This window comes from Bradyrhizobium sp. USDA 4503 (assembly GCF_054055815.1).
In genome coordinates this window covers 5,864,685-5,882,662 of record NZ_JBSRXS010000001.1, presented here as the reverse complement: position 1 = coordinate 5,882,662, position 17,978 = coordinate 5,864,685, and the positions used below count along the sequence as shown (strand labels likewise).

Genomic DNA, 17,978 nt, shown 5'->3' with positions numbered 1-17,978 from the left:
TCTGATCCCAACTGAGCGAAGGTTGCTTCCATGAATACCCCAGCGGCTACGGGCGCGATGACCGGCCTGCGCGTGATCGATCTGACGCGCGTGCTCGGCGGTCCGTATTGCACCCAGATTCTCGCCGACCACGGCGCCGACGTGATCAAGGTCGAGCCGCCCGCCGGCGACGAGGTGCGAGACTGGGGTCCTCCCTTCCACGAAGAAGACGCGGCCTATTTCGTCGGCATCAACCGCAACAAGCGCTCGATCGGCCTCGACCTCGCTTCCGAGGGCGGACGCGCGGTGCTGATGAAGATGCTCGAGACCGCCGACGTGCTGATCGAGAATTTCAAGCCCGGCACGCTCGACAAATGGGGCATCGGCAACGACGCGCTGCGCGCGAAATTTCCGCGCCTCGTGCATTGCCGGATCTCCGGCTTCGGCGCCGACGGCCCGCGCGGCGGCAATCCCGGCTATGACGCGATCATCCAGGCGATGACCGGCATGATCGCGGCGACCGGCTCGCCGGAGAGCGGCCCGATGCGGATCGGCGTGCCGCTGGTCGACATCACCACCGGGCTCTACGCCACGATCGGCATCCTGATGGCGCTGTCGGAGCGGCAGCGCTCGGGGCTCGGCCAGTTCATCGAGACGACGCTGTACGAGACCGGGCTCGCGATCATGCATCCGCACACCGCGAACTACTTCATGCACGGCAAGCCGCCGTCGCTCACCGGCAACGAGCATCCCAACCTCGTGCCGTACGCGATCTTCCCGACCAAGACCGACAACATCTTCATCGGCGTCGGCAATGACGGAACCTTCCGCAAGCTCGCCAAGGAGATCGGCAAGCCCGAGCTCGGCACCGACCCGCGCTTTGCCCGCAACAAGGACCGCATCGCCAACCGCGATGCGCTCCGCGTCGAGCTGGCCGCGGTGTTCAGCCAGCACGAGGCCGAGCCGCTGTGCAACCGGCTGCTCGCCGCCGGCCTGCCGGCTGGCCCGGTGCAGAAGATCGACCAGGCGCTGACCAACCCGCACACCATTCATCGCGGCGACGTCATCGAGAAGGATTGGTACAAGGGCGTCGCCTCGCCGATCCGCCTCGAACGCACCAAGCCGAACCTGCGCCGGACGCCGCCGAAGTTCAGCCAGCACGCCGCGGAAGTGCTCGGCGAGTTCGGCTACTCGAAGGACGAGATCAACGGCCTGGTTGAGAAGGGCGTGGTCTGCGGTCCCCAGCGCAAGCGCTAAAGGCGTTTTCGAGCCTGTCCCGCACGTGATGCGGGATGCGCACCGGTTCGCGTCAGGACAAAGCTGGAGCGTCGGCCCGTATCGAACCGGCCGACGCATCAACACTGCGGTGCAACGTCGCGTTTGGCGCTGCACCGCACGGAGCCGGCTGCGGTCTTCGCCTTTTTTACCGCTTCCCTTCGCTTCGGCTTCCCCCCTACCATGACTTTCGTTTATACGGTCATTTGAACGTCATCCGGCGCTGATAACGCGCGCAACGAAAGATGATGTTCCAATTGGGAGGGGTTTTGATGTTCTTTCGACGACTAGGCGCTGCCGCGGCAGCCGCTGCCGCGCTTGCATTCGCGTCGCCCGCGTTCGCGGTGACCGAGATCCAGTGGTGGCACGCGATGACCGGCGCCAACAACGACGTCATCGTCAAGCTGGCCAACGACTTCAACGCCTCGCAATCCGACTACAAGGTGATCCCGACCTACAAGGGCGGCTACGCCGACACCATGAACGCCGGCATCGCCGCGTTCCGCGCCGGCAACGCGCCGCATATCATGCAGGTGTTCGAGGTCGGCACCGCGACGATGATGGCCGCCACCGGCGCCGTCAAACCGGTCTACAAGCTGATGGCCGACGCCGGCGAGAAGTTCGATCCGGGCGTCTATCTGCCCGCGATCACCGGCTACTACTCGACCTCCAAGGGCGAGATGCTGTCGTTCCCCTTCAACTCGTCGTCGACGGTGATGTGGATCAATCTCGATGCGCTGAAGAAGGCCAACATCGCGGAGATTCCCAAGACCTGGCCGCAAGTGTTCGACGACGCCAAGAAGCTGAAGGCAGCCGGCTATAACACCTGCGGCTTCTCCGGCTCGTGGGTCACCTGGGTCAATCTCGAACAGCTCTCGGCCTGGCACAATGTGCCGCTCGCCAGCAAGGCCAATGGCCTCGACGGCTTCGACACCGTGCTCGAATTCAATGGCCCGCTGCAGGTCAAGCATCTCGAGAGCCTCGTCGAGCTGCAGAAGGACAAGACCTACGACTATGCCGGCCGCACCAACACCGGCGAGGGCCGCTTCACCTCGGGCGAATGCCCGATCTACCTGACCTCGTCGGCCTTCTTCGGCAACGTCAAGGCGCAGGCCAAGTTCAACTTCACCGCGGCGCCGATGCCGTATTATCCCGACGCCAAGGGCGCGCCGCAGAACTCGATCATCGGCGGCGCCTCGCTCTGGGTGATGGGCGGCAAGTCGGCCGAGGAATACAAGGGCGTGGCCAAGTTCCTGACCTTCCTCTCGGACACCGACCGCCAGGTCTGGATCCACAAGGCCTCGGGTTATCTGCCGATCACCAAGGCCGCCTACGCCAAGGCCAAGGAAGAAGGCTTCTACAAGGACCAGCCCTATCTCGAGACCCCGCTGCTCGAGCTCACCAACAAGGAGCCGACCGCGAATTCCCGCGGTCTGCGCCTCGGCAACATGGTGCAGCTGCGCGACATGTGGTCGGAGGAGATCGAGCAGGCGCTGGCCGGCAAGAAGACCGCCAAGCAGGCGCTGGACGCCGCCGTCGAGCGCGGCAACCAGATGCTGCGGCAGTTTGAAAAGACCGCCGTCCGCTGACATGATGCCTTCAGGTATGAACCGGACAAGCGCGAAGCGGCTTTCCGAAAAGATCATGCCCAGACGACAAGCTAAAGCGCGATGACGATCCAAGCTCATCTCATCGCGCTTTAGGGCGATCAACCGGCAGGCCGCATCCGCGGCCTGCCCTTCCTCCGAGCCCATGCAAAAGCAAGCGATTTTCCAGTCAAAGCTGTTGCCTTACGCGCTGGTTGCCCCGCAACTCGCGATCGTCCTGATCTTTTTCTACTGGCCGGCCCTGCAGGCGGTGATCCAGTCCTTCCTGCTGCAGGACGCCTTCGGCCTCTCCACCAGCTTCGTCTGGTTCGAGAACTATCTCGAGCTGTTCAAGGACCCGGCCTATTTCGCGGCGATCGTCCGGACCTTCGTGTTCTCGTTCGCGATCGCGGTCTCCTCGCTGTCCTTCGCGCTGCTGCTCGCGGTCATGGCTGACAGGCCGCTGCGCGGCTCGACGCTGTATCGCACGCTGCTGATCTGGCCCTATGCGGTGGCCCCGCCGGTGGTCGGCGTACTCTGGGTGTTCATGCTGCACCCCTCGCTCGGCGTGCTGTCGCGCTATCTGCGCGCCATGGGCATCGACTGGAATCCGCTGCTCGACGGCGACCAGGCGGCGGCCCTGATCATCCTCGCCGCGGCCTGGAAGCAGATCTCCTACAATTTCCTGTTCTTCCTCGCCGGGCTGCAGAGCATCCCGAAAAGCGTGATCGAGGCCGCCGCGATCGACGGCGCCCGGCCGATGCGGCGGTTCTGGACCGTGATCTTCCCGCTGCTGTCGCCGACCATCTTCTTCCTCTTGGTCATCAACATCGTCTACGCCTTCTTCGACACTTTCGGCATCATCGACACCATGACCCGCGGCGGTCCCGGCAAGGCGACCGAGACGCTGGTTTACAAGGTCTATACGGACGGCCTGCTCGGCGGCAATCTCGGCTCGTCGGCGGCGCAGTCGGTCATCCTGATGGTCATCGTCGTCATGCTGACGGCGATCCAGTTCCGCTTCGTCGAACGCAAGGTGACCTACTGATGGTCGAGGAGGAAGGCTTCCAGCGCTATCTGGCTCACGCCATCCTGTGGATCGGGATCGCGATCGTCGCCTTCCCGGTCTATCTCGCGCTGGTCGCCTCGACCCAGGACAACGCCGTGATCGCCAACGGCCAGATGTCGCTGCTGCCCGGCGGCCATTTCCTCCAGACCTACTACCAGACGCTGTTTGTCGGCACGAGCGGCTCGACCCGCGAGCCGGTGCTCCACATGATGCTGAACTCGCTGGTCATGGCGCTCTTGATCGCGGTCGGCAAAATCGCGATCTCGATCATCTCGGCCTACGCGATCGTGTATTTCCGGTTTCCGTTCCGGATGGCGATCTTCTGGATCATCTTCATCACGTTGATGCTGCCGGTCGAGGTACGCATCTATCCGACCTACAAGATCGTCGCCGATCTGCATCTGCTCGACAGCTATGCCGGCCTGTCGCTGCCGCTGATTGCGTCGGCCACCGCGACGCTGCTGTTCCGCCAGTTCTTCATGACCGTGCCGGATGAATTGCTGGAGGCTTCGCGGATCGACGGCGCAGGCCCGTTCCGCTTCTTCTGGGATACGCTGCTGCCGCTGTCGCGCACCAACATGGCCGCGCTGTTCGTGATCCTCTTCATCCTCGGCTGGAATCAGTACCTCTGGCCGCTGTTGATCACCACGCGCGACGACATGCAGACCATCCAGGTCGGCATCCGCAAGATGATCACGACGACGGACGCGCTGACCGAATGGCCGATCGTGATGGCGACCGCGTTGCTCGCGATGCTGCCGCCGGTGTTCGTCGTCGTCGTGATGCAGAAACTGTTCGTGCGCGGATTGGTGGAGACGGAAAAGTAATGGCTAACGTCACGCTGCGCAGCGTCCGCAAGACCTATCCCGGCGGCTTCGAGGCCATCAAGGGTGTCGATGTCGACGTCGGCGACGGCCAGTTCTGCGTGCTGGTCGGCCCATCCGGCTGCGGCAAGTCCACGCTGCTCCGCATGGTCGCGGGGCTCGAGACCATCACCGGCGGCGAGATCGACATCGGCGGCCGCGTCGTGAACCAGGTCGAGCCTGCTGATCGCGACATCGCGATGGTGTTCCAGAACTACGCGCTCTATCCGCATATGAGCGTCTACAACAACATGGCCTACGGCCTGCGCAACCGCGGCATGGCCGAGGCCGAGATCAAGACCCGCGTCGAGGAAGCCGCGCGCGTCCTCGAGCTCTCGCCGATGCTGGAGCGCAAGCCGCGCCAGCTTTCCGGCGGCCAGCGCCAGCGCGTCGCGATGGGCCGCGCCATCGTGCGCCAGCCGAAAGTGTTCCTGTTCGACGAGCCGCTGTCGAACCTCGACGCCAAGTTGCGCATCGCGATGCGGGTCGAGATCCGCAAACTGCAGCGCCGGCTCAACACCACGTCGATCTACGTCACCCACGACCAGCTCGAGGCGATGACGCTCGCCGACATCCTCGTCGTCATGAACGGCGGCCAGGTCGAGCAGGTCGGCAATCCGCTGGACATCTACCAGAAGCCGGCGACCACCTTCGTCGCCTCCTTCATCGGCGCCCCGCCGATGAACCTGATGCCGCTGCGCGCGGACGAGCTGAAGTCCCAGATCACGGGCGCCGACGGCGCCGGCATTGTCGGGATCCGGCCGGAGGATTTCGTGATCTCGAGCGAGACCGCATCCGGCGGCGTCGCGCTCGGCCTCACCGTCGAGGCGATCGAGCATGTCGGCGCCGAGACCTTCGTCTACGGCAGCCGCCAGCGCGAGGAGCAGGGCGTTGCCGCCAATCCGGGCGAGCTGCCGCCCGGTGAGGTGATCGTCCGGGTTCCCGGCGTCTCGGGTCCCGCCATCGGCGAGCGGATCCGGGCCGTCGCCCCCCGCGACAAGCTGCATCTTTTTACCGCCGATGGCCGCAAGCGCGTCGGGGAGTAACCGATCGGGAAGAATTTACCCCCATGTTGCGGGCGTTTAGGCTGGTTTCGGGGCTGCTTGAACGCTATCCAGATCGCCCCCATATCCCCCACTGACCGGAGGCCAGACGGCCCGCCGGTTGCATGGGGCGCCGCAAGGGCCCCTCAAAGTCGCTTCGAGAGGACTTTGTAATGTCTCGTGTTCCATCGTTGTCCAGTCCGTTCCTTCTGGGATTCGACGAGATCGAGCGTGCGCTCGACCGCGTCGTGAAGGGCGCCGACGGCTATCCTCCGTACAACATCGAGCGGTGCGACCGTACCAACGGGCAGCCTGAGCGGCTGCGCATCACGCTGGCGGTGGCGGGCTTCACCCGCGACCAACTCGATGTAACTATTGAGGAAAATCAGCTCGTCATCCGCGGCCGCCAGCAGGACGACAAGGCCCGGCAATACATCCATCGCGGCATCGCCGCGCGCCACTTCCAGCGCACCTTCGTGCTGGCGGAGGGGATGCATGTGCTGGGCGCGGATCTGAAGAACGGGTTGTTGTCGATCGACCTGGCCAGGCCGGAACCTGAACGGGTCATTAAGACAATCGCTATCAATGAGCACGAATAATAGAAACAACGAGCGGACTCGACCGCTTATCTGACTGAGGAGTCGAGACCATGAGTGAACTGAGTACCACCACCATCGAATCCGAGAGCGTCACGCCGGAAGCGCTGGCCCATCTGGGCGAAGGTCATATCGCCTACGTGAAGCAGGTCCGCTCCGAGGACGTGCCGGATCTCTTTCCGCAAGCGCCGAAGATCGCGCCGGGCCTCAAGCTGTTCGCACTGCACGCCGCCGACGGCACGCCGATCATGCTGACCGACAGCCGCGAAGCCGCGGTCGCAAATGCGTGGAGCAACGAGCTGCAGGCCGTCAGCGTCCACTGACGCAAATCTACGGCTGAATTCAGCATCCGCGAATTCAATGCGCGGGCCTGCTTCGTCACCGAGGGGGCCTGCGCATTTTTTATGGCGATGAGGTCGACGTGGCGAGCATCGGGCCCATGCTGAGCTGCACCTCGCCGGGCACGTTGTAGTCGCGCATCAGCATGCGGTTGTTGCGCAGCCCGCAGGCTTCCCGCTGCACCACGAACATCCAGAGCGCATGGCCGGCCTCCCGCACCAGGAGGCGCCGTGCCTGTTGTGTTGACGTCGATGTTTCAGCGCGCGGATGGGCGGCATCGAACTCGCGCAGCCTGGCGAGTGCCTGTTCCAGCGCGCGGCCCATGCGGCCGAGCGCACTCGCCCTCTCTTCGGCGAGCTCGTAAGCGAGAACGTCGACGGGAACGCGATCAAGGCGAAAATCGCGGGACATCAGTCATCCCTGGTTCGTTGCGCGCGTCCGTCTTCCGGCGTCATCGGCTGGTTGTCAATAGGTGCTCGTGTCTTCGATCGCCAAGCGAAAGCTCGCTCAACTTGAGCAATTCATTGCGCAGCCTTGGGCAGCGGACCATGGCCGCGGCTCCATTTCGCTCCGTGCATTTCCGTGCTGTAATAAGTTCCCGCGAGAAGCACTGCGACAAGGAATTTCCAGCACGAATCATTCGCCGCCAAATCGATTGAAGGAGATGCGACCATGCAGAAGAGCTCGCTGATCAATCTCGTTGCTTCGGTGTCGATTTCCGTCCTCGCGACAGGTGTCGCGATTTCCGCGCAGGACAAGTACAGCCTGCAGGTGCCCAACGGTCTCGCGTTCTCCGAGTTCAGGGGATACGAGGACTGGCCCGTGATCGCGATCAGCGAGAACGAAGGCGTCATCGCCGCGATCCTGGGCAATCCGGCGATGATCGGCGCCTTCCGGGAAGGCATACCCGGCAATGGCAAGCCGTTCCCGGACGGCGCCAAGATGGCGAAGATCCACTGGATCCCGAAGAAGCAGGAGGCGTATCCCGGTCAGCCGACGGTGCCGGGCGCGCAGCACGACGTCGACTTCATGGTCAAGGACAGCAAGAGGTTCGCCGACAGCGGCGGATGGGGATACGGCGCGTTCGAGTATGATCCCACCTCGGATGTGTTCAGGCCCGCCACCACGGCGGACAATCCGCCCCAGGAAAACGACGCGAAGTGCGGCCATGCGTGCCACACGGTGGTACAGAATCGCGACTACGTGTTCACCGAGTACGGCAAGAGGTAGACACCGGATCGCACGGGCTAGCGTTGCACCAGCCGCGCGCGGATGTCCGGCTTCAGCACCTTGCCGACCTTGGAACGCGGAAGATCGTCCCAGACCTCGATCTGCTTCGGCGTCTTGATGCTGCCGATCTGCTGCTTGACGAAGGCGGCGAGCGCGGTCCCATCGACAGTGTGGCCGACGCGCGGCTGCACCACGGCGACGATCCGCTCGCCCCATTTGTCGTCGGGCAATCCGATGACGGCGCAATCCTGCACCGCCTCGTGGGCGTGCAACGCGTTCTCGACCTCGATCGAATATACGTTGAAGCCGCCGGTGATGATCATGTCCTTGGCGCGATCGACGATATAGAGATAGCCGTCGCCGTCGATGTAGCCGATGTCGCCGGTGTGGTGCCAGCCATGCGCCGAAGCCTCGCGCGTGGCCTCGGGGTTCCTGTAGTAGCCTTCCATCACCAGCGAGCCGCGTACCACAATCTCGCCGCGCGATCCCGCCGGCAACAGCTTGCCGTCGCCATCCATGATGCCGGCCTGCACCAGCGGGCCGATCCGCCCGGCCGACGAGAGTCGCTCCATCGCGATGGTGCCGTCCGGATTGTAGTGATCGGCGGGCGGCATCATCGAGATCATCATCGGCGCCTCGGTCTGGCCGAACAGCTGCGCCATCGGCCCGATCCGCTTCAAGGCTTCCGCTAGCCGCGTCGCCGAGATCGGTGCCGCGCCGTACCAGAAGCATTGCAGCGACTTGCGATCGGCCGCGTCGAGCCCGGGATGATCGAGCAGCATGTAGATCACGGTCGGCGGCAGGAAGGTGTGGGTGACGCGGTAGCGCTCGATCAGCGCCAGGAACTCGCCGATGTCAGGGTGGTGCATGATCACGACGCGGCCGCCCAACGTCATGATCGGGAAACAGAGCACGCCGGCGGCATGCGTCAGCGGCGCCAGCGCGAGATAAATCGGGCGGCCCTTGAACGGATAGCCCATCAGAGTCAGCGCGGTCATCGCCTCGATGTTGCGTCCCGACAGCATCACGCCCTTCGGCTTGCCGGTGGTGCCGCCGGTGCCCGGGATCATCGCGAGATCGTCGATCGTGGCGCGCTGATAGACATCGTCGGCGAGCCCGCCGAGCCAGCGGTCGAATGACGGCGCGAATGGCAGCTCGGCGTCGAGACAGACCAGCGCGCGCAGCTTGGGTAGGTCCTGCCGGACCGCGTCGACCATCGGCGCAAAGCTGGAATGAAACAGCAGCAGGCTGCAATCGAACTGATCGAGGATGAACTTGTTCTCGGTCGCCTCGTTGCGCGGATTGATCGGACACCACACGGCAGCCGCGCGCGAGATGCCGAACACGCAGGCGAAAGCGAGCGGATCGTTGCCGGACAGGATCGCGACCTTCTCGCCCGGAGAGATACCCGACCGCTTGAGCCCGCGCGCGATCCGGTAGCTCAGCCGCTGCACCTCGCCATAGCTGAGGTCGCGCCCGTCCATGGTGAGACACGGCACGTCGGCGCCGAGCGAGGCACCCTTGTCGAGATAATCGATGAAGCGCATGGCAGGTCTCGCGCAAGAGGCGGGTGACGCGCTACTGCGTCACCCGCGGAAGGTGCGTTTTCGAGCAAAACGAAAACGCTTCAGGGAAGGAGTGTCGAGCCCCGATCCGAGCGGGGCTCAAGCTCAATCATGCACGGTCAGGACCGGCTTGCCGACCAGCCCAAAACTGCGCAATTGCCCGAGCAGCTCGCGATGGCCGAACGCCTGACAGCCGGAGGCGAACCCTACACGCTTGGGCGGCTGCTGCAGCAGGTGCGCGGCAGCATAGGCCTGCAGCATGCCGGTCTGCTTGTAGTTGCTGTTTCCGTAGATGACGCAGTGCGCGCGCCCCAGCGGGCCGGAGGCATACACCGAATCCAGCGACTTGTTGACACGCGGGTTCTCGCGCGGCGGCATGGTGTTCATCACGCCGGCAGCGGTCTGTGCCAGCGCGGCGTAGCGCTCGTCGGGCTTCATGTCCTTGGTCGCCTCCAGCGCGGCGGCGACGATCTGCGGCACGCCCAGCATCAGCGCGCGATTGAACACGCCGCCCAGCACCTTCACGTTGGCGACGCGCGGATCCTGCTTGAACCACACCGGGTGCGAGGTGCCGCCCCACGGCAGCGCCAGCGCCAGCTCGTGTTGGCCGGGGATGGCGAGGTTGTATAGGCCGGCATCGGGCTGATGCTCGACGTACTTGTTCTGCTCCAGGTAGTAGGCCTTGGCCATCGCGGCGTTGACCAGGATGGTCTGCGTCGAGGCGATGGTCGGGCTGCCGCCCCAGAACACGGCGATATCGAGTGTGTCGAGGCCGGGCGTTTCCAGGCACAGCTGCGCGGCGATCTCGCCGGTGGTGTACATCTGCGCGATGCCCGGCGCCAGCAGCAGGCCGGCATTGGCGAATTTCGTACCAAACTCCTGCTCGAGCGTGATCAGCCAGTCCTGCTCGCCGGTCGTGTCGGTGTAGTGGCACCTGGCAGCCAGGCAGGCCTGTACCACCTCGCCGCCGAACTTGGCGAAGGGGCCCACAGTGTTGAGCACCACGGAGGCACCCTTGAACAATTCAGTCAGCGCGGCCACGGTGTGCGGCACCGACACGACCTCGTAGTCGGCGGTCTCGATGCCGGCCACGTTCGACTTCATCGCGGCGTTGAGCTTCTCGGCGCTGCGGCCGGCGGCGATGAAGGGGATGTTGTACTCGCGCAGATATTCGCAGACCAGCCGGCCGGTATAGCCGGATGCGCCATAGACGATGACGGGCTTCTTGTCGCTCATTGCGATCCTCCGAAATGCTTGTTGTCGGTTTTGTTGCTACATGCCCATGCCGCCATCGACCGGCAGGCCGATGCCGGTGATGAATCGCGCATCGTTCGAGCACAGGAACACGGCGGCGTCGGCGATGTCGGAGACCTCCGCGAGCTTGCCGAGCGGCGTCTGCTCCACCACCGAACCGACAGCGGCGTTGACGTCGGGCGCGAGACCGATCTTCACGATGTCGTTGGCGAGCTGCAGGCCCATGTCAGTCGGGATCAGGCCTGGATAGATGCAGTTGACGCGCACGCCATAGCCGAGCTTGCCGGCTTCCATCGCGCCGACCCGCGTCATGCGGTCGACCGCGGATTTGGTGCCGGAATAGACCGCGATGCTCGGAAACGCGATCGTCGCCGCGACCGAAGCGATATTGACGACCGCGCCGCCCTTGCCCGCAGCGCCGCCCGGCCGCATCGCGCGGAAGGCGTGCTTCATGCCGAGCACGGTGCCGACGATGTTGACGTCGCACATGCGGCGCGCGTCCTCGGCCTTGATGTCGGCGACCAGCGAGGTGATCTCGATGCCGGCATTGTTGATCAGGATGTCGAAGCCGCCGAGAGTTTCGACCGTCGCTGCGGCGGCCCGCTCCCATTGCGCATCGTCAGTGACGTCGAGCTTGACGAAGCCGGTCTTGACCCCGGCCTTGGCGATCTCGGCGACGCTGGCCTTGCCGGCGTCATCCAGAATGTCACCGATCATGACCGCGGCGCCGGACCGCGCCAATGCCTGCGCGATCGCCGCGCCAATCCCCCGGGCGCCGCCGGTGACCAGGGCTTTCCTGCCTTCAAGGCTCTTCCCACTCATGACGTAGTCCTCCCTTTGCTTGCCGATTGATGGTGGTGCTGACAGAGGCAGCGCGGGCCGGGGCCTGCGCATTTGGAGCGCAATGGTGATCGCGGCCGGCGTCGGCAGGGCGCAGCGTTGGCGCGCCCCGGCGGTGCATTTCCTCCTGGTTCGTCGATTGGTCAGCCGTCTTGACGGTTGTCCAAATTATTTCGCCAACCCTCGTCCAGGAACTTGACACTTGTCAAGTCTGAATTTGACAAGTGTCAAAGAGGATGGTTGTGAAGAGATGGAGCGCGCCGCGGTCGCCGCGGTATAGTTGCTCGAGGGAAGAAGCAGAGGGAAGGCACGGAATGGCGCGGCAAGCGACAGGAGCGGCCCAACGGGTGGCTGTAGCGGCCGAGGCGCTGCGCGACGAGAAGTTCAACGCGCGGCGCGTCGAGCTCGCGGAGGCCGCGCTGGAGACGCTTGGCGAGCTCGGCTTCGCGCGCACCAGCCTGCGCGAGATCGCGCAAAACTCCGCATTCACGCACGGCGTGTTTCACTACTACTTCAGCGACAAGCTCGATTTGATCTGCTGCTGCGTCCGCCACTACAAGGCGAAATGCGTGACGCGCTATGACGAGGTGGTGACGACAGCACGCAGCCGCGACGAATTGACCGAAGGTTTTCTCGCCAAGCTCGCGGCCACGCTCGAAAACGAAGCGCGCATGCATCGGCTCTGGTACGATCTGCGCTCGCAGGCGATGTTCGAGCCGGCGTTCCGCAAGGACGTGCTCGAGATCGACAAGAGCCTGGAAGCGATGATCTGGCGCATCGCCACGCGCTACGCCGAGCTCGGCAACAAGCGGCCGGCATCGTCACCGGCGGCGCTGTACGCGCTGTTCGACGGCCTGTTCCAGAGCGCGCTGCTCCGGCATCTCGCCAATGACGAGAAGGCAATCCCCGATCTGCTCGACGAGGTTCGCCGTCTGCTGCCGACGATCTGCTGAGAGGTTTGCGAACGCTCCGTAGCCCGGATGGAGCGCAGCGTAATCCGGGACTGAACTATCCGCAGTTAGAGTAGCTCCGGATTGCGCTTCGCTCCATCCGGGCTACGGACTACTCCAATGAAGCCTTGAGCGCCAACAGCGCGGCCTTCAGCGGTGGTAGATCATCCTTGACCTCGTGGCGTCAACGCGCTGGTAATCATGCCGCAAGATGTTGCCTATGCCTGCGATGTCTTTCCAGCGGACATTCTCGTGCTGAGCCTTTAACTCGCTGCCGAGGTGGCGGCTCGCTTCCGAAATGACTTCGATTCCGCGTTCAATTGCGGAGCGCAGCAGCCACGAGCGCTCGTAGTCGCGGATGGATTTTCCTGCCAACGCCTTTTCGATGCCACGGATGCTTTCGAGCATGTCGTGGATACGAAGCAAGGGGGAGCGCACGATCATTCAGAAAACCCGCGTTGCCTCCGCCTCGATCCGCTCTCGAATCAGTGGATGAAGTCCTTTGCGTGTGGTGAGATCGACTTCGACGCCGAGACTCTCTTCGAGCAGTCGCTTGGTCGCGACCAGGTCGAGAGCATTGAACCGGCTGCGAGGATCGTAGTCCACGAAAAGATCAATATCACTCCCTGCACGAGCCTCGTCGCGCGCAGTCGAACCAAATAGATACAGCGAAGTCGCCCCGAGTGCCTTGATGGCATCGGCCTGGTCACGGAGCTTCCTGAGGGCTTCGGTTCGCGTCATGAACGAACTATACCACGGGCCGCCAAGCGCCCGCAAAATCGTACGGCAGGCGGCCTTACGCCGCGCTCGCCGGCGGCAGTGCGAGCACCGAGTAGATCGCCTGGGCGTCGCGTGAGGCGCGCAGCTTCTTGGCGACGTCCTGGTCGCGCAGCAGGCGGGCGATCCGCGCCAGCGCCTTGAGATGGTCGGCGCCGGCGCCTTCCGGTGCGAGCAGCAGGAAGATCAGGTCGACCGGCTGGCCGTCCATCGCCTCGAAATCGATCGGGCGCTCGAGGCGGGCGAAGAAGCCGAACAGCTTCTCCAGCTTGGGCAGCTTGCCGTGCGGAATGGCGACGCCATAGCCGACCGCCGTGGTGCCGAGCTTCTCGCGCTGCAGCAGCACCTCGAAGATGGCGCGCTCATTCTGCCCGGTCAGAGCGGAGGCACGCGCGGCGAGTTCCTGCAGCGCCTGCTTCTTGCTGATGACTTTCAAAGCCGGGAGAATCGCCTCGGGTGCGACCAAATCGGTAATCGGCATTGGGACGTTCCGAGGTGAATGACCGTCAGGTTGCGAAATAGGCTTTACAGCGGCGGCGTCAAGAAGATGAGGTGGGATGCGGGCTTAGCCCGGGTCCGGTTGGCAGGGCTTCTACTCCAACGTATCGGCGGTGCCAACACCTGCGAACCCTGTTCCGCCCCCCTTGTTCCTGGAGGCGGCGGACCATAAGCAGGGCCGGCTTCGGACGTCAATGCCATCTGCCAACTATCCTCAAGGGCTCACCGCCGGCGGATCGACCCAGCCGACATTACCGTCCGTACGGCGGTAAATGATGTTCAACCGGCCGCTGCCGCCATGCTGGAACACCAGGCAGGAGGCGCCGGTCAGATCGAGCTCCATCACGGCTTCGCTGACCGACAGCCGCTTCAGCGCGGTGGTTGCCTCGGCAATGATCACCGGGCTGTATTCGGTGACCTCGTCCTCGTTCTCGGGCGCCTCGATGACGTAGCTCGGCGCGTCGAGCCCGACGCCGTTCAATTCGGCGAGCGCGGCCGTCGCGGCATAGGTCTTGCGGGCGGAGCGATCCTTGAGCCGGCTCTTGTAGCGGCGCAGGCGCTTCTCGATCATCAAGAGCGCGGCGTCCGCGCTGGCATAGGCGTCGGTGGCGTTGGATTCGGCTTCCAGCGTGATGCCGGAATCCAGATGCAGCGCGCAATCGGTTCGGAAGCCGAAGCCATCCTTGCTCAGCGTGATGTGACCCGAATAGTTGCCATCAAAATACTTTCGCAGGACCTCGTCGGTGCGCTCGTTGACGCGCGCGCGAAGCGCCTCGCCGATGCTGATGCTCTTTCCCGAGATTCGAAGGGTCATTTGATGCCTCAATTGCTGGATGCCTCGATCACTCTTGCAGGAGCATGATGCTTGCTGGGCTTCCGGTTACCTCCCCTTCTGGACGACGCTCGACCTGGAAAGATTGAGACTATCCCGATTTGGCGCGAACGCAACGAGCGCATGGCCCGGTCCGTACCCGAACGGGGTCACGCTCAAGAAGTAACCTAAACGGAGGCTGTATCGCGCGACCGGTCGGACGAGGAGGCAGGAGCCGAAAGGGCATTACCGAGCATGCTCTGTTTGTCACGGCGGCGCTGCACCGAGGATGGTATCCGCATCGCCTCGCGATACTTCGCGACGGTACGGCGGGCGATATCAATGCCCGAGGCGCGCAAACGTTCCACGATCGTGTCGTCGGACAGGATCGCCGACGGGGCCTCGCCGTCGATCAATTGCTTGATGTGATGACGCACCGCTTCGGCCGAATGCGCCTCGCCGCCGTCGGCCGACGCGATCGAGGCGGTGAAAAAATACTTCAATTCAAAACTGCCGCGATTGGTCGCCATGTATTTGTTGGCGGTGACGCGCGACACCGTCGATTCATGCATCTGGATCGCGTCCGCGACCGCCTTCAGATTGAGCGGCCGCAAATGCGCGACGCCATAAGTGAAGAAACCATCCTGCTGGCGGACGATTTCGGTCGCGACCTTCAGGATGGTGCGGGCGCGCTGATCGAGCGCGCGGACCAGCCAGGTCGCGTTCTGCAAGCAATCGGTGAAATACGACTTGTCACCGTCCTTGCGGATCGTCTTCGACAGTTCAGCGTAATAGGTCTGGTTGACCAGCACGCGCGGCAGAGTGTCGCTGTTGAGCTCGACATGCCAGCCGCCGTCGGGACCCGGACGCACATAGACGTCGGGCACCATGGTTTGCGTTCGCGCGGTGCCGAACTTCAGTCCGGGCTTCGGGTCGAGCCGGCGGATCTCGGCGATCATGTCGGTGATGTCTTCGTCGTCGACGCCGCAGAGCTTTCGCAAGGCCGCGATGTCGCGCTTGGCGAGCAGGTCGAGATGCTCGACCAGCGCCTGCATCGCCGGATCGTAGCGATCGAGCTCGCGCAGCTGGATCGCGAGGCATTCGCTCAGGTTTCGCGCGCATACGCCGGGCGGATCGAACTTCTGCAGCACGGCGACGACCTCGTCGACCGCTTGCTGCGACGCACCGAGCCGCTCGGCGGCCTGGCCGAGATCGGCCGGCAGGTAGCCGGCGTCGTCGACCAGGTCGATCAGATACTGCCCGATCATGCGCTGCGCCGGCGCCGAGAACGCGACCGCGAGTTGTTCGGCGAGGTGGTCGGCAAGCGTCAGCTCGGCGGCCACGAAAGCTTCGAGATTGTATTCGTCGTCGCTGGAGGCGCCGCCGCCCCATTCGGTGTAGACCGATGGCGGTGCATCCTGCGCGGCGCGCGCCGCCGCCTCCGCCGGCTCCTCGGAAAACACGTTGTCGAGGCGGGTATCGAGCGTCTGCTCGATTTCGGCGCGGCTGCCGAGGTCGCGGTTCAGCCATTCCTCCTGGCCGGGATCGAATCCGGCCTCGCCGCCTGGGCCTGCGGCCATGTCGGAGGCGTCGCCATCGTCCCCATAGCTGCTGGAACCGTCGGAATCGCCGTAGTCCGGCCGCTCCATGGCGGGCTCGCCCGCCACCGGCGGCTCCGGTCCGTCGGCCGCCCGCTCCAGCAGCGGATTGCGCTCCAGCTCTTCCTCGACAAAGGCCGACAGATCAAGGTTCGACAGTTGCAGCAGCTTGATCGCCTGCATCAGCTGCGGCGTCATCACCAGCGACTGCGACTGGCGGAACTCTAGTCTTTGGGTCAGCGCCATGGAGGCAAGAACGATCCTAAAAGTTGGCTCGATTCTTGCTTATATTAGTCCGAAGCCCTTGTACACGGCTTGACGGATTGGAAAATAGCGATAACCGCGATCAGCAAAAGTGGACGCCCCTGTTTTGCGTCCGATCGCGCGTCAAATTCTTTAATTAGCGCATGATCTTATCGCCAAACCGCTTCACACTTTGGCGGATCATGCGCTACAGGCGGAATTCCTCGCCAAGGTAAAGCCGACGTACATCGGGATCATTAACGATCTCCTCCGGGCTTCCCTCAGTCAAGATTTCACCGGCATAGACGATATAGGCGCGGTCGGTCAGGCCGAGCGTCTCGCGGACATTGTGGTCGGTGATGAGCACGCCGATGCCGCGGTTGGTGAGATGGCGGACGAGGTCCTGGATGTCGCCGACCGCGATCGGGTCGATGCCGGCGAACGGCTCGTCGAGCAGCATGTAATTGGGGCGCGTCGCCAGCGCGCGCGCAATCTCGACGCGGCGGCGCTCGCCGCCGGACAACGCGATCGACGGGCTCTTGCGCAGCCGCGTGATGTTGAACTCGTCGAGCAGCGAATCCAGCTCGTGCTCGCGCTTCTTCTTCGAGGGCTCGACGACCTCGAGCACCGCGCGGATGTTCTGCTCGACCGACAGGCCGCGGAAGATCGAGGCTTCCTGCGGCAGATAGCCGATGCCAAGGCGCGCGCGCTGATACATCGGCAGCTTGGTGACGTCGTGGCCATCGAGCTCGATCGCGCCGCGATCGGCCTTGATCAGCCCGGTGATCATGTAGAACACGGTGGTCTTGCCGGCGCCGTTGGGCCCGAGCAGGCCGACCGCCTCGCCACGGCGCACATAGATGCTGACGCCGCGCACGACCTGGCGGCTGCCGAAGCTCTTTTCCACGCTATGCACAGCCAGATAACCCGGCCGCTTGATCAGCTGCGGCGCGGCGGGAGCGCTGTTCCTGGCCGGCCTCGCACGCGCCGGCGCTGCTGCCGGTTGGGATCGCGGCAGCTCGACGCCGGGAGCCGACGCGGCGCGCGCCATCGGCGGCGCGTCACGCACTGGAGACGTCAGCATCTCGCCGAACTGGTCATCGAGCGCCGTGATGTCGTCATGCGAGCGCGCAAATCCGGTACTGCGTTTCGCAGAGCGCCGCCGGAACATGCCGAGAAAATCCACCATCCCCGCTTCGCTTCAGCCTTTCACGGTGATCCCGCGACCTCGCCTGCGCATCGATCGATTCGCGTGCGAAGCCGCAAGCATGAGCCGGAAATCTGAATACCGGCCTTCCCGCGCGACAAAAGCGGACGCGTTTGCGCGGAGATCATGCTCGAACAACACGGCAAAGCGCGATCACCCGCGCCTTGAATGAATGGATGCCCCTGTCCCGGCCGACATATTCCCCTCGAGGCGCATTGTTCGGCCGGGCCGCTGCAGTAGATACAGTCTCGCCCC

At 64.0% G+C, this 17,978-nt stretch carries 19 protein-coding genes; 9 read left to right on the top strand and 10 right to left on the bottom strand.

Annotated elements, in window-relative coordinates:
* The first annotated feature begins 30 nt into the window (after positions 1–30).
* The 7 genes from ACVMIH_RS28085 (at position 31) to ACVMIH_RS28055 (ending at position 6,734) form a co-directional block, all read left to right on the top strand.
* Positions 31–1,236 carry a CaiB/BaiF CoA transferase family protein gene (locus tag ACVMIH_RS28085; protein WP_168856207.1) on the top strand — a complete coding sequence of 402 codons (1,206 nt, stop codon included), beginning with the start codon at positions 31–33 and terminating at the stop codon, positions 1,234–1,236.
* Between the two features lie 290 nt (positions 1,237–1,526).
* Positions 1,527–2,843 (top strand): sn-glycerol-3-phosphate ABC transporter substrate-binding protein UgpB, encoded by a 1,317-nt coding sequence (gene ugpB / locus ACVMIH_RS28080; protein ID WP_076833789.1) that lies wholly within the window; start codon positions 1,527–1,529, stop codon positions 2,841–2,843.
* 163 nt (positions 2,844–3,006) lie between these two features.
* Positions 3,007–3,888, top strand: coding sequence for a sn-glycerol-3-phosphate ABC transporter permease UgpA (gene ugpA, locus ACVMIH_RS28075; RefSeq protein ID WP_057020405.1), 882 nt, complete (start codon positions 3,007–3,009; stop codon positions 3,886–3,888).
* A complete protein-coding gene (gene ugpE, locus ACVMIH_RS28070; RefSeq protein WP_057020404.1) occupies positions 3,888–4,736 on the top strand; it encodes a sn-glycerol-3-phosphate ABC transporter permease UgpE in 849 nt (282 codons plus the stop codon). The genes ugpA and ugpE overlap by 1 nt, the downstream gene beginning before the upstream one ends.
* On the top strand, positions 4,736–5,818 hold the full coding sequence (locus ACVMIH_RS28065) for a sn-glycerol-3-phosphate import ATP-binding protein UgpC (protein ID WP_018269287.1): 1,083 nt from the start codon (positions 4,736–4,738) through the stop codon (positions 5,816–5,818). Before ugpE ends, ACVMIH_RS28065 begins: the two co-directional genes overlap by 1 nt.
* A 170-nt stretch (positions 5,819–5,988) precedes the next feature.
* A complete protein-coding gene (locus tag ACVMIH_RS28060; protein ID WP_057020402.1) occupies positions 5,989–6,414 on the top strand; it encodes an Hsp20 family protein in 426 nt (141 codons plus the stop codon).
* Between the two features lie 50 nt (positions 6,415–6,464).
* Complete coding sequence (locus ACVMIH_RS28055; RefSeq protein ID WP_016843536.1) at positions 6,465–6,734, top strand: BQ00720 family protein; 270 nt, start codon at positions 6,465–6,467, stop codon at positions 6,732–6,734.
* Positions 6,735–6,813: 79 nt separating this feature from the next.
* On the opposite strand, the gene ACVMIH_RS28050 is transcribed toward ACVMIH_RS28055, so the two are convergent.
* On the bottom strand, positions 6,814–7,161 hold the full coding sequence (locus ACVMIH_RS28050) for a DUF6665 family protein (protein ID WP_057020400.1): 348 nt from the start codon (positions 7,159–7,161) through the stop codon (positions 6,814–6,816).
* A 261-nt stretch (positions 7,162–7,422) separates the two neighbouring features.
* Between ACVMIH_RS28050 and ACVMIH_RS28045 the strand changes: the two genes are divergently transcribed.
* Positions 7,423–7,980, top strand: a complete 558-nt coding sequence (locus ACVMIH_RS28045; RefSeq protein ID WP_253588360.1) for a cytochrome P460 family protein — start codon at positions 7,423–7,425, stop codon at positions 7,978–7,980.
* Between the two features lie 17 nt (positions 7,981–7,997).
* Here the strand turns inward: ACVMIH_RS28045 and ACVMIH_RS28040 are convergent, their stop codons facing one another.
* The 3 genes from ACVMIH_RS28040 to ACVMIH_RS28030 form a co-directional block, all read right to left on the bottom strand.
* Entirely contained in the window at positions 7,998–9,527 is a 1,530-nt protein-coding gene (locus ACVMIH_RS28040; protein WP_456864167.1) for an AMP-binding protein, read from the bottom strand.
* Between the two features lie 123 nt (positions 9,528–9,650).
* Entirely contained in the window at positions 9,651–10,781 is a 1,131-nt protein-coding gene (locus ACVMIH_RS28035; protein ID WP_092081095.1) for a DUF5938 domain-containing protein, read from the bottom strand.
* 36 nt (positions 10,782–10,817) lie between these two features.
* Complete coding sequence (locus ACVMIH_RS28030; RefSeq protein WP_456864165.1) at positions 10,818–11,621, bottom strand: SDR family NAD(P)-dependent oxidoreductase; 804 nt, start codon at positions 11,619–11,621, stop codon at positions 10,818–10,820.
* A gap of 365 nt (positions 11,622–11,986) precedes the next feature.
* Between ACVMIH_RS28030 and ACVMIH_RS28025 the strand changes: the two genes are divergently transcribed.
* Positions 11,987–12,592: a TetR/AcrR family transcriptional regulator gene (locus tag ACVMIH_RS28025; RefSeq protein ID WP_026192040.1), complete on the top strand. Its 606-nt coding sequence runs from the start codon at positions 11,987–11,989 to the stop codon at positions 12,590–12,592.
* Positions 12,593–12,739: 147 nt separating this feature from the next.
* On the opposite strand, the gene ACVMIH_RS28020 is transcribed toward ACVMIH_RS28025, so the two are convergent.
* The 6 genes from ACVMIH_RS28020 to lptB form a co-directional block, all read right to left on the bottom strand.
* Positions 12,740–13,033 (bottom strand): HepT-like ribonuclease domain-containing protein, encoded by a 294-nt coding sequence (locus tag ACVMIH_RS28020; RefSeq protein WP_057020395.1) that lies wholly within the window; start codon positions 13,031–13,033, stop codon positions 12,740–12,742.
* Positions 13,034–13,330, bottom strand: a complete 297-nt coding sequence (locus ACVMIH_RS28015; protein WP_057020394.1) for a nucleotidyltransferase family protein — start codon at positions 13,328–13,330, stop codon at positions 13,034–13,036.
* A 55-nt stretch (positions 13,331–13,385) separates the two neighbouring features.
* The gene (gene ptsN, locus ACVMIH_RS28010; RefSeq protein WP_016843543.1) at positions 13,386–13,847 is read right to left on the bottom strand and encodes a PTS IIA-like nitrogen regulatory protein PtsN; all 462 of its coding nucleotides are present in this window, start codon (positions 13,845–13,847) and stop codon (positions 13,386–13,388) included.
* A gap of 231 nt (positions 13,848–14,078) precedes the next feature.
* Positions 14,079–14,678, bottom strand: a complete 600-nt coding sequence (gene hpf / locus ACVMIH_RS28005) for a ribosome hibernation-promoting factor, HPF/YfiA family (RefSeq protein ID WP_057020393.1) — start codon at positions 14,676–14,678, stop codon at positions 14,079–14,081.
* 185 nt (positions 14,679–14,863) lie between these two features.
* The gene (gene rpoN, locus ACVMIH_RS28000) at positions 14,864–16,519 is read right to left on the bottom strand and encodes an RNA polymerase factor sigma-54 (protein ID WP_076833777.1); all 1,656 of its coding nucleotides are present in this window, start codon (positions 16,517–16,519) and stop codon (positions 14,864–14,866) included.
* A 205-nt stretch (positions 16,520–16,724) separates the two neighbouring features.
* On the bottom strand, positions 16,725–17,705 hold the full coding sequence (lptB, locus tag ACVMIH_RS27995) for an LPS export ABC transporter ATP-binding protein (RefSeq protein WP_028341724.1): 981 nt from the start codon (positions 17,703–17,705) through the stop codon (positions 16,725–16,727).
* Positions 17,706–17,978: the final 273 nt, after the last annotated feature.

Coding starts and splice junctions, on each gene's coding strand:
- ACVMIH_RS28085 (WP_168856207.1), top strand. CDS start 31: ATGAATACCCCAGCGGCTACGGGCGCGATGACCGGCCTGCGCGTGATC.
- ugpB (WP_076833789.1), top strand. CDS start 1,527: ATGTTCTTTCGACGACTAGGCGCTGCCGCGGCAGCCGCTGCCGCGCTT.
- ugpA (WP_057020405.1), top strand. CDS start 3,007: ATGCAAAAGCAAGCGATTTTCCAGTCAAAGCTGTTGCCTTACGCGCTG.
- ugpE (WP_057020404.1), top strand. CDS start 3,888: ATGGTCGAGGAGGAAGGCTTCCAGCGCTATCTGGCTCACGCCATCCTG.
- ACVMIH_RS28065 (WP_018269287.1), top strand. CDS start 4,736: ATGGCTAACGTCACGCTGCGCAGCGTCCGCAAGACCTATCCCGGCGGC.
- ACVMIH_RS28060 (WP_057020402.1), top strand. CDS start 5,989: ATGTCTCGTGTTCCATCGTTGTCCAGTCCGTTCCTTCTGGGATTCGAC.
- ACVMIH_RS28055 (WP_016843536.1), top strand. CDS start 6,465: ATGAGTGAACTGAGTACCACCACCATCGAATCCGAGAGCGTCACGCCG.
- ACVMIH_RS28050 (WP_057020400.1), bottom strand. CDS start 7,161: ATGTCCCGCGATTTTCGCCTTGATCGCGTTCCCGTCGACGTTCTCGCT.
- ACVMIH_RS28045 (WP_253588360.1), top strand. CDS start 7,423: ATGCAGAAGAGCTCGCTGATCAATCTCGTTGCTTCGGTGTCGATTTCC.
- ACVMIH_RS28040 (WP_456864167.1), bottom strand. CDS start 9,527: ATGCGCTTCATCGATTATCTCGACAAGGGTGCCTCGCTCGGCGCCGAC.
- ACVMIH_RS28035 (WP_092081095.1), bottom strand. CDS start 10,781: ATGAGCGACAAGAAGCCCGTCATCGTCTATGGCGCATCCGGCTATACC.
- ACVMIH_RS28030 (WP_456864165.1), bottom strand. CDS start 11,621: ATGAGTGGGAAGAGCCTTGAAGGCAGGAAAGCCCTGGTCACCGGCGGC.
- ACVMIH_RS28020 (WP_057020395.1), bottom strand. CDS start 13,033: ATGATCGTGCGCTCCCCCTTGCTTCGTATCCACGACATGCTCGAAAGC.
- ACVMIH_RS28015 (WP_057020394.1), bottom strand. CDS start 13,330: ATGACGCGAACCGAAGCCCTCAGGAAGCTCCGTGACCAGGCCGATGCC.
- ptsN (WP_016843543.1), bottom strand. CDS start 13,847: ATGCCGATTACCGATTTGGTCGCACCCGAGGCGATTCTCCCGGCTTTG.
- hpf (WP_057020393.1), bottom strand. CDS start 14,678: ATGACCCTTCGAATCTCGGGAAAGAGCATCAGCATCGGCGAGGCGCTT.
- rpoN (WP_076833777.1), bottom strand. CDS start 16,519: ATGGCGCTGACCCAAAGACTAGAGTTCCGCCAGTCGCAGTCGCTGGTG.
- lptB (WP_028341724.1), bottom strand. CDS start 17,705: ATGGTGGATTTTCTCGGCATGTTCCGGCGGCGCTCTGCGAAACGCAGT.